At 56.4% G+C, this 13,821-nt stretch carries 14 protein-coding genes; 2 read left to right on the top strand and 12 right to left on the bottom strand.

Features of this window, described 5'->3' with window-relative positions; all coding sequences use genetic code 11:
• The first annotated feature begins 11 nt into the window (after positions 1-11).
• Positions 12-944, top strand: coding sequence for a LysR family transcriptional regulator (locus O9K67_RS02215; protein ID WP_061492909.1), 933 nt, complete (start codon positions 12-14; stop codon positions 942-944).
• A 53-nt stretch (positions 945-997) separates the two neighbouring features.
• Here the strand turns inward: O9K67_RS02215 and mdcH are convergent, their stop codons facing one another.
• From mdcH to prs, 10 genes are all read right to left on the bottom strand, one after another.
• The gene (mdcH, locus tag O9K67_RS02210; protein WP_061492908.1) at positions 998-1,894 is read right to left on the bottom strand and encodes a malonate decarboxylase subunit epsilon; all 897 of its coding nucleotides are present in this window, start codon (positions 1,892-1,894) and stop codon (positions 998-1,000) included.
• Positions 1,894-2,511, bottom strand: coding sequence for a malonate decarboxylase holo-ACP synthase (locus O9K67_RS02205; protein WP_061492907.1), 618 nt, complete (start codon positions 2,509-2,511; stop codon positions 1,894-1,896). The genes mdcH and O9K67_RS02205 overlap by 1 nt, the downstream gene beginning before the upstream one ends.
• 2 nt (positions 2,512-2,513) lie before the next feature.
• Positions 2,514-3,473: an AEC family transporter gene (locus O9K67_RS02200; protein WP_061492906.1), complete on the bottom strand. Its 960-nt coding sequence runs from the start codon at positions 3,471-3,473 to the stop codon at positions 2,514-2,516.
• 128 nt (positions 3,474-3,601) lie between these two features.
• Complete coding sequence (mdcE, locus tag O9K67_RS02195) at positions 3,602-4,402, bottom strand: biotin-independent malonate decarboxylase subunit gamma (RefSeq protein WP_061492905.1); 801 nt, start codon at positions 4,400-4,402, stop codon at positions 3,602-3,604.
• The gene (locus O9K67_RS02190) at positions 4,399-5,235 is read right to left on the bottom strand and encodes a biotin-independent malonate decarboxylase subunit beta (protein ID WP_061492904.1); all 837 of its coding nucleotides are present in this window, start codon (positions 5,233-5,235) and stop codon (positions 4,399-4,401) included. Before O9K67_RS02190 ends, mdcE begins: the two co-directional genes overlap by 4 nt.
• Complete coding sequence (gene mdcC, locus O9K67_RS02185) at positions 5,228-5,527, bottom strand: malonate decarboxylase acyl carrier protein (protein WP_061492903.1); 300 nt, start codon at positions 5,525-5,527, stop codon at positions 5,228-5,230. Before mdcC ends, O9K67_RS02190 begins: the two co-directional genes overlap by 8 nt.
• A gap of 9 nt (positions 5,528-5,536) precedes the next feature.
• Complete coding sequence (locus O9K67_RS02180; RefSeq protein ID WP_061492902.1) at positions 5,537-6,394, bottom strand: triphosphoribosyl-dephospho-CoA synthase; 858 nt, start codon at positions 6,392-6,394, stop codon at positions 5,537-5,539.
• On the bottom strand, positions 6,394-8,049 hold the full coding sequence (gene mdcA, locus O9K67_RS02175) for a malonate decarboxylase subunit alpha (RefSeq protein ID WP_061492901.1): 1,656 nt from the start codon (positions 8,047-8,049) through the stop codon (positions 6,394-6,396). The genes O9K67_RS02180 and mdcA overlap by 1 nt, the downstream gene beginning before the upstream one ends.
• Positions 8,050-8,249: 200 nt before the next feature.
• Complete coding sequence (locus O9K67_RS02170) at positions 8,250-9,740, bottom strand: nicotinate phosphoribosyltransferase (RefSeq protein ID WP_061492900.1); 1,491 nt, start codon at positions 9,738-9,740, stop codon at positions 8,250-8,252.
• A gap of 13 nt (positions 9,741-9,753) precedes the next feature.
• Positions 9,754-10,614, bottom strand: a complete 861-nt coding sequence (gene prs / locus O9K67_RS02165) for a ribose-phosphate diphosphokinase (protein ID WP_061499731.1) — start codon at positions 10,612-10,614, stop codon at positions 9,754-9,756.
• Between the two features lie 196 nt (positions 10,615-10,810).
• Here prs and O9K67_RS02160 point away from each other — a divergent pair, with 196 nt between their 5' ends.
• Positions 10,811-11,530 (top strand): NUDIX hydrolase, encoded by a 720-nt coding sequence (locus O9K67_RS02160; protein WP_061492899.1) that lies wholly within the window; start codon positions 10,811-10,813, stop codon positions 11,528-11,530.
• Between the two features lie 96 nt (positions 11,531-11,626).
• On the opposite strand, the gene O9K67_RS02155 is transcribed toward O9K67_RS02160, so the two are convergent.
• Both O9K67_RS02155 and O9K67_RS02150 read right to left on the bottom strand, forming a co-directional pair.
• A complete protein-coding gene (locus tag O9K67_RS02155) occupies positions 11,627-12,607 on the bottom strand; it encodes a 5-bromo-4-chloroindolyl phosphate hydrolysis family protein (RefSeq protein ID WP_061492898.1) in 981 nt (326 codons plus the stop codon).
• A gap of 15 nt (positions 12,608-12,622) precedes the next feature.
• The gene (locus tag O9K67_RS02150) at positions 12,623-13,747 is read right to left on the bottom strand and encodes a toxic anion resistance protein (protein WP_061492897.1); all 1,125 of its coding nucleotides are present in this window, start codon (positions 13,745-13,747) and stop codon (positions 12,623-12,625) included.
• Between the last annotated feature and the right edge of the window lie 74 nt (positions 13,748-13,821).

The raw sequence follows: 13,821 nt of genomic DNA, 5'->3' as shown, positions 1-13,821 counted from the left end.
CAAGAGGGTTTATGAATCTGGACATCACCAACGATATTACGTTTCGCAAGCTGGGTATTTTCATGGCCTTTATGGACAAAGGAAATATCGCCCGCGCCGCCGAAGCCCTGAATCTTAGTGGTGTCAGCGTGCACCGTGCGCTGCATACGCTGGAAGAGAGTGTCCGCTGCCCGCTGTTTGTCCATAAAGGGCGTAACCTGATCCCCCTGCCTGCCGCCTGGACCCTGCTGGAGTATTGCCAGGAAGTGACGCAACTGATGGAGCGCGGTCTGGACGAAGCGCGCAAAACCGCCGGCGTCGGCCAGGGCAGATTACGCGTTGGCACTCTCTACTCGCTGACGCTGGAAACCGTACCGCGACTGATTATGGGCATGAAGTTGCGCCGCCCCGAGCTGGAAATGGATTTAACCATGGGCTCGAACGACACCCTTCTGCACATGCTGGCAGAGGGGACGCTGGATGCGATTCTGATCTCCATTTCCGAAAGCGAGATCGACCGCAGCACGCTTGAAGTGCTCCCGCTGTTTCATGACGATATCTTCCTTGCCGCTCCGGCCAGCGCCACGCTGAAAACCGATACCCTCGCTGATCTGCGGGATTACCGGACACAGAAATTTGTCTCGCTGGCAGAAGGTTTCGCCACCTATGCCGGATTTCAGGAAGCGTTTCATATTGCCGGGTTTGAACCGGAAATTGTTACCCGCGTTAATGACATTTTCTCGATGCTCAGCCTGGTGCAGGCGGGCGTGGGCTTTTCGCTGATGCCGGGAAGAATGAAAAAGGTCTATGAAAGTTCGGTACAGCTACTGCGTCTGGCGGAGCCCTATCAAATGCAGCAGTTAATCGCCATTGTCTTCGCTCGCAACCGCGAGCACGATCCCAACCTGCTGGCGCTCGCCGCCGAAGGCCGGATGTACGCCCGCAGTTTACAGGATAACGCCTGATTTTTTGCCCACAAAGACGCCTCGCGTCACCATTCAACAGAAGGCAAAACCCTTTACTCTCTGAGTCGCTTCGCCAGATGCAACACCACATCCACACCGCTTCGCTCCAGCGAAAGGCTTTCGCCATTCCACGCCGCCTGTCGGGTCAGACAGGTCAAAATACCGCCCGGCGGCATTTCGATAACCAGTCTGGCGTCCCGTTCGTTCGCGGCGATCACCGCTTCCTGCCAGCGCACGGTGCGCGCCATATTCCACGCCAGATCGTCGGCAATCTTCTCCGGCTGCCATAGCACGCGCCCGGTACTGCCGCTTAAATAGGCGCATTGTGGCCGGGACAACGTGACGTCAGCAAAAGCCTGCGCCAGTTTTTTTGCTGGCGCATCCAGCAATGCACAATGAGAGGGTACGCTAACCGCCAGCCGTTGCGCTTTGCTGGCCCCTTTAGCCAGCGCACGCTGTGCCACCTGCGCCATCGCCTCATCGCTCCCGGCAATGACAATTTGTGTTTCGGCATTGAGATTCGCGATATACGCCCCGCTGCCTTCCACCAGTGTTTCCACCTGAGGAAGCGTCAGTCCCATAATGGCCGTCAACCCGTATCCATGCGGATAGGCCTGCTCCATCAAATCACCGCGCAGCGCCACCAGTTGCAACGCATCGCGAAAATCGAGTGCGCCAGCAATCACCGCCGCCGGGTAAGCACCAATCGACAACCCGCTGGTGATATCCGCCTGCACGCCGCGACGCTGTAACTCCCGCGCCCAGGCGACTCCGGCAATCAGCAGCGCCAGTTGTACTGCACGCGTATGTTTTAATGCTTCCGGCGTATCCAGGGTATCAACTTCTGCCCCGAGCACCGCGCGCGCTTCGTTGATTTCGTTTCCCGGAAGCGCCTGTAACATACCGGGACGCTGTGTCCCCTGCCCCGGGAACGTGAACAGAATTTTCATTACTCCTCCCTGCGCCAGGGGTCGCTCATCAGACACGGTCCGTGGTTCGTTTTCAGCATCACCCGACCATCGCGCAGCCACTCCGCCAGCGCAAAACCGCCATAGGGTGTCTCCACTTGCGTATCTGCCCGACACAGCCCACCGCTGATTTGCTGCTGCCAGCGTTGCAGCTCAGCCTGAGCAAGCGGCTGCGGCGCGCGGATCAACAGGTCGAGATCGCTGGTCGCGTGAATCACCGGAATCCCGGTCGCCAGCGCATAGGCGGTACTGCCAGTAACACCCCATGGCCAGGGCCAGTTTTGCTGCGCCAGTTGCAGCGCCAACTGTACTGGCGGCTGAGAGATAAACGGCGAACGCAGCAGTGCCTGCGGCGCGATAAGCTGTTCGGGTGAGACCACACGGTTAACCTGTTCCGGCCTCACCCATCCCGCCGCGCGCTGATCGCGGCGCAGACCGCGCACACCTACGGGAATTCGTCCACTCACATCAACATCACGCCGCACAACAACCGGTAACCCGATGTGCCAGATCTCAGCGACCCAAGGTTCGCTTACCTCTTCCAGCGCGTCACGCGCAGAAAGCCAAAGCAGGTCGTGTGGGCGTAATGAGGTGGTCATGATTACATTCCTGACGTCAGAGAAATAAACAGCGGCAGCGACAGGATACACAGAACGGAGCTCAGCAGCAGTACGGCTTCGGCATCCGGCGACTGCACGCCAAAGCGGTTACCGAATACCACGCCGAAGAAACCAGCCGCCAGGGCAATCATCAGGATAGCGGTGATCGCCACCGAGCCATGCAGACCGAGCATCAGCACAATCCCCCAGGCAATGGCGGGTTGGATCAACAGTTTTGTGAGGGTTGCAGAGATAACCATGGTGTTAATTGCCAGTTTGCGCGCAGACAGGATAACCCCGGTCAGGAACAGCGCCGCAGCCGTCGCAGACAGGCCCAGCGGTTTAATGGAAGCCAGCACCAGCTCCGGCATTTTGATACCAATAGCGGAAAGCACCACACCCAACAACGGCCCCCAGACAATCGGTTTTTTCACCGAGCGCCACATCAGCACCGGCAACATCGCCAGCGTGGAACCGCTATTACCGCCCGCTGCGCGCGCCTTTTCACGTTCGAGAATGAGCAGGCAGAACGGGGTCATCAGTACCGAACCACAGGCAATGGAAACGGCAACAGAAAGCGAGGTGGACGGGCCTTCACCTAACACACTACCAAGGATCGGCAAGCCGAGCGCCGCATAGTTCGGCAGTGCGACGGTCAACGTCAGCACGGCAGCATCCTGCGGTGATTTTTTGAAAACAGACGTCGCCAGGAAATAGATGGCCGCGTAGGTAATCCACATGGAGAGCACCAGCACCACAATCAGGGGTGACTGGGCGATAATCCCGGTCCACGGTGTCTGTGCGGTGGCGCTAAACAGCGCTGCCGGCAGGGCGAAGTCCATTACAAAGATATTGAGCAGGGAAACGTTTTTGTTATCGACCATTTTGGCCTTTCCCGCCCAGAAACCCAGCAGCATGATGACAAAGATCGGTGCGAGGGCATGAACAATCACATAAGTCATAAAAAATCACCTGTAAGCCTTGAAGAGAAAAAAGAAATAGCGCGATGGTTATTATTTTCAGCAGCAAAATTCTGTATGGGCGCGGCAAGCACGCCCATGGTTTTGCTCTCTGGCAGGTTTCTTTTTACTTACCAGCTCGCTTTCATGCGTTCGCGCACAAGAGCGGAGCTACGGCGGTTGTCAGCACCCAGACGGTTTTTCAGCGAGGTGTCCTGACGAGCGTCTTTAATGGCCTGTTGCAGCGTGGCGGTCACCTGCACCAGATCGCTTGCTGAAGGGGCATCCGGATTGCTGATATTCAGCAGATCCGCCAGCAGCCCCAGTGTTGCGTAGTTGCTGATGTCATACGCCATCGGCGGAATGGTGGCGGCCAGTTTTTCCAGCGCCTCGACGGTACGCAGCGTTATGCGTGCCGCTGACGCTTTGCCCATGGCGTGAATCAGCACGCCAGCGTCGTTGAATGCAATCAGGCGGTTAGCCTGGTAACCGTGCGCCAGAAAGGCACCGGACATCGCTTTACCGACGATCAAACCGATAACCGGGTGACCCGCCAGACGTGCATTGGCGTAAGCTGCGGCCGCACCGGCCAACGCCTGGTGAATGCCAAACGCTTCTTCGCGACGACCATAAGCCTGGCTCGGTACATCAATCACCGCGATGATCGGGCGCTTCACGCGGCTGTTGGCATCAGCGGCGACGGTTTCGCTGACAACTTTTGCCAGCGTCCAGCCTTCCAGCAGACCGACTTCCCCTTTTGCCGCACGCGGATAATGGTTGTTGGCATCCGGCACCACGGCGATAAAACGCACCGCTTCGCCGTTAACGTCACCGTCAACCGCTCGTACCGACGGGCACAGCCCGCTCAGGCGTTGGGCATTGGGCGCCAGTTTTTCCAGCCATAATGCGCCGCGGCTCATTGTCGTACTCATGCTTTACCCTCCCCGGCAAACAACGCGCTGATCTGTTCTGCATCCGCTTGTTTACGGGTGTCGAACTGGCTCAGACGTTGCAAATAGTCATCGTATTTATCGGTGCGATGTTGCGCAGGCACGCCTTTGGCGATCGCCGCCTTCATTGCCGCTTTCACCGCATTAACACCATCGCCGACCAGCGCATCCACCAGCCCGCTGCGATAACGCACTTCGCCACCGGTCATGCTCCAGATAAACGGACGGTCGCGGGAGTCATACTCTTCGATCCCGGCTTCCTGCTCGATAACCTGCGGGCCGTTCAGACCAAGGCGGGCTTCACGGGTAACAATGAGATAGCTGCACAACGCCGCCGCGATGGACATCCCACCAAAACAGCCAACCGTCCCGGCAACAATGCCGACCACCGGGGTGTACCGGCGCAGATCGACAATCGCGGCATGGATATCGGCAATCGCCGCCAGACCGAGGTTGGCTTCCTGCAAACGCACGCCGCCGGTTTCCAGGCACAACACCGCCTGTGTCGGGATGCCGTTGCGGTTATCTTCCGCTGCCAGCTCCAGCGCCGCCGCCATTTTTGCGCCGGAGACTTCCCCCATACTGCCGCCCTGGAAAGCGCCTTCGATGGCCACCACCACCGCAGGCTGACCATTGATGCTACCTTTAGCGACGACCATGCCATCATCCGCCTGTGGCACGATGCCCTGCGGCCCTAACCACGTGGAGATAATGCCTTCGAACGGATCGAGTAATTCGCGGTAGCTGCCTTCATCCAGCAGCGCATGGGCACGCTGACGCGCTTTGAGTTCGATAAAACTGCGATCGTCACGCATAGCTCACCTCTTCGAATACCTGTTCGATGCGGATACGCGCCACACCGGGCGTCGCGCCGAAATCGTGAATCACCAATGTGCCGGCAGGCAGGGTGCTGACCAGACCGAGGCGGTTGAACAGGGCTTCCCAGCGTCCACGGCTGTTATCCACCGAGGTGGTGATATCAATTGTCAGTGTTTGCCCCTGGTCGGCGGTGAATAACACCTCCATATCCCCGGAGCCCACAACGCCTGCCAGCGCTTTACCGCGTAAGGCGCGGCCCGCAGGCACGGTTATCGTAATGTGTTCCATAACTTCCTCTTAATTCGCTAAATAAGGCGTGGTCATGCGATCGAGAAACAGCGTGGCGGCGAGTAAATCTGCCGCACCGCCCGGTGACGCGTTTAGCGCCAGCATTTGCCTGTCCAGTTCGGCCAGCCGCTGCTGCCCGTCAGGATGCGCAACTCCACCCGCACGCAGTACCGCACGCGCACCGTGGCGCATCGTCTCCAGCCCTTCGAGACCCGCGCGCGATAACACACAGGTGTCGCTGAGCGAGGTCATGATGGCCATCAGCGCATCGAGCCTTGCGTGGGTTTCGCTGCTGCCGCGCTGGCGGCTGAGGTGGAGCTGCGGCAGCGCCAACCTCATGATGTGCGGAAACGCCTGCTGTGCTTCTTCACGCGCGCCGGGAACCCGGTAGCGGTGCGTGGCGCGAAGCCCTTTACTAAAGACCTTCGGCGCAGCGTCATCCGGCAGTGTCGCCAGTTGGGCAGCAATGTTGGCAATCGCCTGCGCCGACCCTTCGCCGCCGCACATCGCCACCGCGCTGACCAACAAACCCAGTGCCCAAATCGCACCGCGATGGGTATTCACGCCGTCGGTGGCGGCCATCATCTGCTGCTCGCCTTCCCGACCGAGCCGCCCTATGGTTTGTCTGAGCGCAACGTTTGCTGGTTGCAACCAGCTCTGTTGCGCCAGCGCCTGAAACGTAGGGGTCAGGCTGTGCGCGGAACGCTCCATCAGTTCGAGCGTTAAATCGTGGTGCGCGCCATTCCCCCGACTGTCCACCAGACCGGGTTTCGGGCTTAAACGTGCTTCGTCAATCAGGCATTCTGTGGCGGTGTGCGCCAGACGAAAGGCACCGCCCTCAGCCGCAATCTGTGGCAGAAGTTTCATCACCAGCTCCGGAATTTCGCAGGTGGGTTGTAAAGACCGCCAGACCATTCCACCAGGTCAGCCACGCTGCTGGCAGCCAGCAACGAGCGGGTCGCATCAGTGCGGCGAATACCCATATCTTCCGGGTAAACCACCTTGCCGCTTTGGCGCAATGCCGCGACGCGTTTTGCGTCCACACCCAGACCGATGTCAGTAATACCGGCAACGGCGGCGACCATCGCACGACGCTCTTCAATACTTTCCGCACGGTAGAGGTAAGCAATCCCCTCTTCGGTCAGCACGTGGGTAACGTCATCGCCGTAAATCATCACGGGTGCCAGCGGCATACCGGAGGCGTTCGCCACGTCCACCGCGTCGAGTTTTTCAACGAAGGTCGGTTTCGCGCCGGCCTGGAAGGTTTCCACCATCTGCACCACCAGTTTTTTACCGCGCTGCATCGGGTCCGCTTCGGTGATCATGTTCAGCCATGCCGGTGTGGCGTGACGGCGACCGTGCGGGTCATGCCCCATGTTCGGCGCACCGCCAAAACCGGAGAGACGACCACGGGTAACGGTGGAGGAGTTCGCCAGCCCGTCGACCTGCAAGGTGGAGCCGATAAACATGTCCACCGCATACTGGCCTGCTAACTGGCAGAACGCGCGGTTAGAACGCATGGAGCCGTCAGCACCGGTGAAGAACACGTCCGGACGCGCACGGATGTACTCTTCCATGCCGAGTTCACCGCCGAAGCAGTGCACGCTTTCGACCCAACCGCTTTCAATCGCCGGGATCAGCGTGGGATGCGGGTTCAGCGTCCAGTGTTTACAGATTTTGCCTTTCAGACCGAGCTGTTCGCCGTAAGTCGGCAGCAGCAGTTCGATGGCGGCGGTGTTAAAGCCGATACCGTGGTTCAGCGACTGCACCTGATGCTCTGCATAGATGCCTTTAATGGCCATCATCGCCATCAGAATGTGTTCTTGTTTGATCAGACGCGGGTCGCGGGTGAACAGCGGTTCGATAAAGAACGGTTTATCGGCGACAACCACGTAGTCAATCCACGAGCCAGGAATATCCACGCGCGGCAGATCGCATTCGTCGTCCACCAGTTCGTTCACTTGCGCGATGACAATACCGTCACGAAAGGCCGCTGCTTCAACCAGCGCCGGGGTATCTTCCGTACTTGGACCGGTGTAGAGATTACCTTTGCGGTCCGCTTTGTAACCGGCAATCAGCGCCACGTTTGGGCACAGGTCAACGTACAGACGGGAATAAAGTTCGATGTAAGTGTGGATCGCGCCGATTTCGAGCAAACCGTCTTCCAGCAGTTGCGAAATGCGCAAGCTTTGGGTGCCTGAGAAGGAAAAATCGAGTTTGCGTGCGATGCCTTTCTCGAAGATATCAAGATGTTCGCTACGGCCGACGCTGGGCATAATCATATGCAGGTCGTGCACTTTCTGCGGGTTCACTTCCGCCAGAGAGCGGGAGAGGAAATCCGCCTGCTTCTGGTTGTTCCCTTCCAGCACGACACGGTCGCCCGGTGCGATCAGTTTTTCCAGCATGGCGACAAGATCGCCAGTCGGCAGTACCTTCCCCTGCACGGGGATGGACGCCAGGCGGCGCTGTTTCTCGCTGCGCCGCGTGTTCCATACCTGTGCTGGCGTTTGCCCAGATAACATTATTAACCTCCTGATTCAGCTCATCATTTTGATTTGCTTAACACTGAACTCAGTGTGCGCCCTGGTGAGAAAGGCATCAATTAAGGAGGTCGTTAAATCATTAGCCTGAGAGTAATAATCAAAGAAACAATCTGTGATGTGGATCAGTTTCAGCGGCGGGAAAAAGAACTATAGCGGCACAGAATGTGCCGCTATAGAGATTAGCGCTGGCTGGCCAGACGCTGACGAATGTGCTCGAAGTGTTCAGTCTGGTAGAGCTTGCCATCAAGGAAGCGGGTTTTCAGTTCACCGCCTTGCTCCTGCTCCCAACTCTGTTCGTCATGCAGTTGCAATTCGCCCTGCGCGTCACGCTCTACCCGCAATAACCCTCGTGCGGAACGTTTCAGGCCGTTATCGGTTTTCGGCTCTTTAAAAATCATCCGCCCTTCGCCGTTTACCGCCCCCCAGGTGGCTTTCATGGCAAAACCGAAGGTATCGCGGGTGTTGTACTGATAAGTAAACGAGCCTACGCCGAACACCACATTCGAACTGGCAAACCCTTTAGCCTCCAGACGGCGCAGGATCTCATTGGCGCGTGCCAGTGTAATGGAGTCGCCGTAAATCAGGCCAACGTGCGGATCCAATACTTTGTAGCCTTTGTCGTTGATCGTGCCGCCAAAAATTTCCCACAGCACTTCTACCGAGCCTTTCTCTTCCGGGCTGCGTTCTGGACGCGTATCGTCATCCGCGCCGGTACCGCAGAGGATTTCCACCGGGTCGCCGCTGTCCGGACGGAACACTACGCGACCTTCGCGACCACGAATGATCTGTTTCAGCTCGCGGGTATATTCCGTCAGAACGCGCCAGTAGTCCCAGGTATCAGAGACAATCGACACAAATCCCTGCGGATAAATATCGGCAATCAGGCGACGGAACGTTTCGATTTCATGGTCGTGTTCACCCATACACATCACGCTGTGTTCAGTGGCCGGAATGCTGGCTCCGATGAAGTACTCTTCGCCGCCGGTGTAGTGATCGCGGGCATACAGCAGCGACGGGATGCTGTCTGTCCCTTTAAAACTCAGCAGATGCCCTGCTCCGGCTTGCGCGGTGTCGTGCAGGCCCGCCATACCACGGAATGAGAAGTCATGACACTGGAAATCCAGGTGTGATAAATCCGTACAGGTTTTTTCTGCCCACTGTTCACAGATCTTACGGTAGTGGTGCGCAATGGTGGCATTGGTGGAGGCTTTCCACAATTCAGCGGAGAGCACCGTTTCCAGGTAGTTCACCAGCCAGAAAAACTCATCGCGGGTATTAGTGATGGTGAGAACCGGCACTTTCATCGGGACTTTACTGCCTTCATCCAGCGACTTGATGTGCAATGGCAGGTAACCCAAACGGTGCAGCGCACGAATGTGATCCACCGCCACGGCATCCCTGCCGAGATAGCTGTCCATCACCTGTTTGTATTCGTTCACCACGTCATCTTCCGGGCGGGCAAAAAAACCATCGTTAAACAGATCGACCATAAACCATTGCAGGAAACCCTGCAGGCCAAAGAACACCAGTTTGCCGTCTGCTACCGGCGACTGGAAAAAACGATCGCTGCGCGGAGTGAAGTTGGAATAAACCTGCGTTGTCCCCTGCGGATACTGTACGCGGTGCGACACTTTATAACCGTCGATAGCCAGGATTGGATTGATATTCATGGTGTTATCTCCCTTAAGCGCGAAAAATGGTATCAATGTCGATCAGTTCAACCCGCGGCTCATCAAGCTCCGGGGAAGCGTAGGACGTGGTGGTGTAAATGGCGTCGATACCGTTGTTGAGCAGGTTCTCCACGCCTTTGGAGAAGACGCCGTGCGTAACATACAGGCTGACGCTGCGAGCGCCTGCATCGCGCAGTACCTGAGCTGAGCCAATAAACGTGCCGCCTGCATCGCAGAGGTCATCAACAATTAGCAGATCTTTTCCTGCCACATCGCCTGAGACCAGCGCAAACCCTGTCAGATTACCAGTCGCCACATCGCGCGCCTTCGTCAGAATGGCGTAGGTCTGCGCACCGCTGGCTTTCGCCACGTTGTGGATTTTCTTCAGTGCGCCCGCATCCGGTGCCACCAGCATCAGTTCGCCCTGACGAATGGCGCGGCGCAGCGTTTCGCTCTGTAACAGGCAGGTTTCCTGCGCAATGGCGACACAGTGATGAATGGCTGCTGCGGCGGCATCGCTGTGCGGATCGAGGATAAACACTTTATCGAAATTCAGGGTGTTCAGTTGGTTAGCGAACACTTTCAGCGCAAAGCTGTCGCCTGTCACCATATGCCGATCCTGACGCGCCCATGGCAGCCAGGCCAGCTCCAGATGGCTGATGTTGATATCTGTAACGTGGCGTACCGCCTCGACCAGTTGCGCCAGCAGCATAAAATCGTTCATATCACGCATGGCGGCCACACGGATACGCATAACGCGGGCGAAGGATGGCAGCGTACCCGTGACTTTCAGCCATACGGCACCATCCGGAAAAACGCCGTGCGTCACATCAACCTGCTGATTATCCATAAACAACTCAATTCTGCTCGCCATCATTCACCTCACATTCACTTAATTATGTCCTTTGGACACTTTTAATATTGTCCATGAGACACTATTAATGCAAGCGTTTTTTGTATGTACCACACAGAAAGAAGCTAACAAGCTGAAAAATAATGGATTAAAAGTTAGCTTGCCGCACTTTGGCAGGCTGATAAACTTGGGACGTGTGAAATTAAGCGAGTAAGCGATGATCAGCGAAGCAGAGTATCTTGACTCTTATGATGCCAGCCGTTTTCCTTCACCTTTGGTGACGGTCGACAGTGTGTTGTTTACCCTGCATCAGCAGGTGCTTTGCGTGTTGTTGGTTGAGCGTGCCAGCCAGCCGCAACAAGGGCGTTGGGGGTTACCCGGTGGTTTTATTGATATGGCGAAGGACGATTCCACCCGTGCCACGGCGCTGCGTAAGCTGATCGAGAAAACCGGCGTCTCTCCCTCCTGGCTTGAACAACTGGATACCTTTTCCGGTCCACAACGCGACCCGCGCGGCTGGAGCCTGACCGTTGCCTGGTTCGCCCTGATCTCGTGGGTTTCTTGCGCACCGCACATTGCCAGCGTCAGCAATGCCAAATGGGTGCCGGTCAGTGAACTGGATCAGTATGAGCTGGCCTTCGATCATCGTGATATTATTCAGGCGGCGCAGCACCGGTTACGACAGAAAACCATGTACTCGCTCCTGCCGGTTTACTGTCTGCCGGAAACGTTCACACAGACGCAACTCCAGGAAGCGACCGAGATTATTCTTGGCCAGCCTATTCAGCGTAAAAGTCTGATCCGCCGTTTTGAAGCGTCCGGCATGTTTGAAGAAACCGGGGAAAGCGTGGCGACCGGAGCACGAAAAGCGCGGCTGTGGCGGCGTAAACCGGATGTTGATATCCACCTGTTTTCGCGCAATTTATTAACCGATTAAACCAACCGCTGCGCATAACGTGTCTTAAGCCATTATTGCGAAGGGAAAAGATTGATGGCCGGGAAGTAAAACGCCCGCACGGCGGCGGGCGTTCGGTCAGGTGTTATAACCGTCAGTTTTGAGGATTTTTTCCAGCACTTTGATCTCGATGCTGAGATCGTCCGAGTCATTTTCCAGCAGCTTCTGGTGATGCTGACGAAACGCCTGTCTAAGGGATGCCAGCGCATCAAGCTGTTCCGTTATCGACTGCTGCCGCTTTTCAGGATCGTCCAGTTGTCTGGCAAGGGTTTGCCCTTTAGTAACGATGTTCTCCACGATAGGCAGATAGCGTTGTAAAAACTGCCGCCCTGGCTCGCTATCCCTTTTATCGGTTTCCATACAGTGACGAATCAGCCGCGCGGCGGCGGTGATATCCGTCAGCTCTTGTTGTACCAGCTCAGGCAGTTTCGCCATTTTTTCCAGCCGTGCAATCTGCTGATCCAGCGTTTGCTCGGTGAAAGCGACCTCCTCTTTCGCCAGTTCAGCCTCTTCGCGCATCGCCTCTATTGCCGCCTTTCTGCGGGCGTTAACCTTTTGTGCGTATTCATATACGAAGTAAGCGAGCAGCAAAACGACAAAAAGCACCAGATAGAAAGGATGCGCCATCAGGGAGTATTGATCGGTATACGCCGCGATTGTCGGGACAGTGGCGATAAACAGGTACCAGATAAGAAGGGGTGAGAAATCCCGTCGGCTGCGGTAAAGATGGACCAGCAGCGCCATACTTCCGGCCCAAAATGGCATCACCACAGCATCGCCGAATAAGAGCCATGTAAAACCGGCAATCAGGCCCGCATAGAACGCGATACGGTCATAAACCAGCGTACGGTAAAGAATGACAAACCCTACCCAGCAGAGGATAGACATGGTGGCGCCCAGCGTGTTATCCGGCGCGTAAGCTAACTGGCTCTCCTTCGCCCAACGGACAAAAATAGCGGCGTAGATACCGGCGAGATAAAACACAAAAACCTGCAGCGAGAAGCGCCGCAGGCGCGTAGAGCGCATCTTATTGAGTGCGGCGGCTAACTTTTCAATCATGCTATCTTCCCTGACTTAAGGCTGGCGGGCCGGGTCGCGGCTTATGCTTGCCAGGCGATCGCGCAGCTCGTTTTCCATTGTGAGTAGCTCTTTTTCTACTTCAGATCGGCGTTGACGCGCGTCAGTAGCAATTTTCACTGACTCTTCAATGGTACTCAGCAACCGCGACTGCACATCGCGCAGGGTGTCGATATCCACCACTGACCGCTCCACCTCACGCGCCGTTTCCAGCGTGCCGGTTTGCAGCATTTCCGCATTGCGGCGCAGTAAATCATTGGTGGTATCCGCCACCTCTTTTTGCAGTTTCGCCGCCTGACGCTGGGTTTGCAGTGACATGGCCAGCGCTATCTGGCTTTTCCATACCGGAATGGTGGAAAGAATGCTGCTTTGGATCTTTTCTGCCAGTGACTGGCTGTTGCTCTGCATCAGGCGAATTTGCGGGGCGGACTGCATCGCAATCGTGCGCGATACCATCAAATCATGCAGGCGACGCTCAAAGCGCTGAATACCTTCCAGCAGATCGCGCACGCGCTGCGCGTTCATCGGGTCCGATGCTGCCTGTGCCTGCAAAGCGGGCAGTTCATTCTGTTTTATCTGCTCCAGCTTTTGCTTACCGGCAATAATGTGCAGCGTAATTTGCTGAAAAACCTCGCGGTTACGCTCAAAGAGGGTCTCGAGCACGGAAATATTGCGCAATAAATCAACCATCGCGTCATTCAGCTTTGCGGTGATGCTTTCCACCTGTTGAGACAGCGTCTGGTACTCCAGCAACGTGCGCTCAATGCGGTTAAACAGCGATCCCAGCAGCGGCAGTGAGGCGAGAAAGCCCGGTTTTTGCTCAAAGGCGTTGATGTCCACCCCTTTGATTTTTTGCAGCAACTCGGTCAGTTGCGTACCGATAATGCCCGCATCTTTTGCCCGCACTTCCTGCATCAGAGAGTCGGAGAACTGCGAGATGCTGTTCATGGTTTTTGCGCCAAAACCCAACGAAAAGGCCGGGTCGGTAATATTGATCGCTTCGACAATATGCTGGATTTGCGCGTGATCCGCCGGGGTTAAATGCTCACTGCCCGGCAGGTCATTCATCGACTGGTTTACTTGCTGCGGCGTTGCGAGGTCAAGCGAGGTATTTTCCGTCATCCAATACGTCCTCAATGGGTAAATGGCAGACAGCGGTAATGTAATCGCTGCTTTTCTGAAGTCTTTATGAAGCT

This window comes from Kosakonia oryzendophytica (assembly GCF_027886705.1).
In the GTDB taxonomy this organism is placed as follows: Bacteria; Pseudomonadota; Gammaproteobacteria; order Enterobacterales; family Enterobacteriaceae; genus Kosakonia; species Kosakonia oryzendophytica.
This window is presented reverse-complemented; position numbering and strand designations above follow the sequence as displayed.

What these genes read in the sequence shown, in the direction of transcription:
- O9K67_RS02215 (WP_061492909.1), top strand. Translation starts at nt 12, where the DNA reads ATGAATCTGGACATCACCAACGATATTACGTTTCGCAAGCTGGGTATT.
- mdcH (WP_061492908.1), bottom strand. Translation starts at nt 1,894, where the DNA reads ATGAAAATTCTGTTCACGTTCCCGGGGCAGGGGACACAGCGTCCCGGT.
- O9K67_RS02205 (WP_061492907.1), bottom strand. Translation starts at nt 2,511, where the DNA reads ATGACCACCTCATTACGCCCACACGACCTGCTTTGGCTTTCTGCGCGT.
- O9K67_RS02200 (WP_061492906.1), bottom strand. Translation starts at nt 3,473, where the DNA reads ATGACTTATGTGATTGTTCATGCCCTCGCACCGATCTTTGTCATCATG.
- mdcE (WP_061492905.1), bottom strand. Translation starts at nt 4,402, where the DNA reads ATGAGTACGACAATGAGCCGCGGCGCATTATGGCTGGAAAAACTGGCG.
- O9K67_RS02190 (WP_061492904.1), bottom strand. Translation starts at nt 5,235, where the DNA reads ATGCGTGACGATCGCAGTTTTATCGAACTCAAAGCGCGTCAGCGTGCC.
- mdcC (WP_061492903.1), bottom strand. Translation starts at nt 5,527, where the DNA reads ATGGAACACATTACGATAACCGTGCCTGCGGGCCGCGCCTTACGCGGT.
- O9K67_RS02180 (WP_061492902.1), bottom strand. Translation starts at nt 6,394, where the DNA reads ATGAAACTTCTGCCACAGATTGCGGCTGAGGGCGGTGCCTTTCGTCTG.
- mdcA (WP_061492901.1), bottom strand. Translation starts at nt 8,049, where the DNA reads ATGTTATCTGGGCAAACGCCAGCACAGGTATGGAACACGCGGCGCAGC.
- O9K67_RS02170 (WP_061492900.1), bottom strand. Translation starts at nt 9,740, where the DNA reads ATGAATATCAATCCAATCCTGGCTATCGACGGTTATAAAGTGTCGCAC.
- prs (WP_061499731.1), bottom strand. Translation starts at nt 10,614, where the DNA reads ATGGCGAGCAGAATTGAGTTGTTTATGGATAATCAGCAGGTTGATGTG.
- O9K67_RS02160 (WP_061492899.1), top strand. Translation starts at nt 10,811, where the DNA reads ATGATCAGCGAAGCAGAGTATCTTGACTCTTATGATGCCAGCCGTTTT.
- O9K67_RS02155 (WP_061492898.1), bottom strand. Translation starts at nt 12,607, where the DNA reads ATGATTGAAAAGTTAGCCGCCGCACTCAATAAGATGCGCTCTACGCGC.
- O9K67_RS02150 (WP_061492897.1), bottom strand. Translation starts at nt 13,747, where the DNA reads ATGACGGAAAATACCTCGCTTGACCTCGCAACGCCGCAGCAAGTAAAC.